Genomic DNA, 966 nt, shown 5'->3' with positions numbered 1-966 from the left:
GCAGGGCGAGGTTGATGGAGCCCAGGTTGCAGGCCTCGTAGGGCAGCAGGGGCTGCTCGCCGCAGGGGTTGGTGGACTCGATCTCGCCCTGGTCAGGGGTCGGATTGTCGCGGTTGATGCGGTCCAGGAAGATGATGCCCGGATCGCCGGACTCCCAGGCCTTGTTGACCAGGAGGTTGAAGACCTCGCGGGCGCGCAGGCGCTTTATCACTTCCTTGGTGTTGGGCGCGACGAGGTCGTACTCCTCGTCCTTCTCCACGGCCTGCATGAAGCGCTCGGTGAGGGCCACGGAGATGTTGAAGTTGTTCAGCTCGCCCTCGCGCGCCTTGGACTCGATGAAGTGCACGATGTCCGGATGGTCCACGCGCAGGATGCCCATGTTGGCCCCGCGCCGCGTGCCGCCCTGCTTGATCTGCTCGGTGGCGGTGTTGAAGATCTTCATGAACGAGATGGGGCCGGAGGCCACGCCGCCCGTGGAGCCCACGCGCGCGCCCTCGGGGCGCAGGCGGGAGAAGGAGAAGCCGGTGCCGCCGCCGGACTTGTGGATCATGGCGGCGTGCTTCACGGCGTCGAAGATGCCGTCGATGGAGTCGCTGACCGGCAGCACGAAGCAGGCGGCGAGCTGCCCGAGCTCGGTGCCCGCGTTCATGAGCGTGGGCGAGTTGGGCAGGAAGCGCCAGGAGGTCATGAGGCCGTAGAACTCGCGCGCCAGCTCCTCCACGGAGTAGGGGGACTTCTCGTAGCGCTCCTCCTGTCCGGCGATGGCCGAGGCCACGCGCCAGAAGAGCGCCTTGTAGTCCTCGAGGATCTCGCCCTCGGGGCCCTTGCGCAGGTAGCGCTTCTTGAGGACCACCTCGGCGTTGCGGTTGAGTTCGATGTCGACCAGGTCAGCGGGATAGGTAGAGGAATTCATCAGTGAAAGAGGCTCCTTGGGGAATAGAAATGCCCGGCCGCAGCCGCGCGGAG

1 protein-coding gene is annotated in these 966 nt (G+C 66.0%); it reads right to left on the bottom strand.

Annotated features, from left to right (window positions below):
* A partial coding sequence (locus tag DSX2_RS13140) for a ribonucleotide reductase N-terminal alpha domain-containing protein (RefSeq protein WP_020881573.1) occupies positions 1-913 on the bottom strand: 913 nt, incomplete at its 3' end.
* Positions 914-966 lie beyond the last annotated feature (53 nt).

The sequence above is a fragment of the Desulfovibrio sp. X2 genome, from assembly GCF_000422205.1.
Lineage (GTDB): Bacteria > Desulfobacterota > Desulfovibrionia > Desulfovibrionales > Desulfovibrionaceae > Alkalidesulfovibrio.
This window is presented reverse-complemented; position numbering and strand designations above follow the sequence as displayed.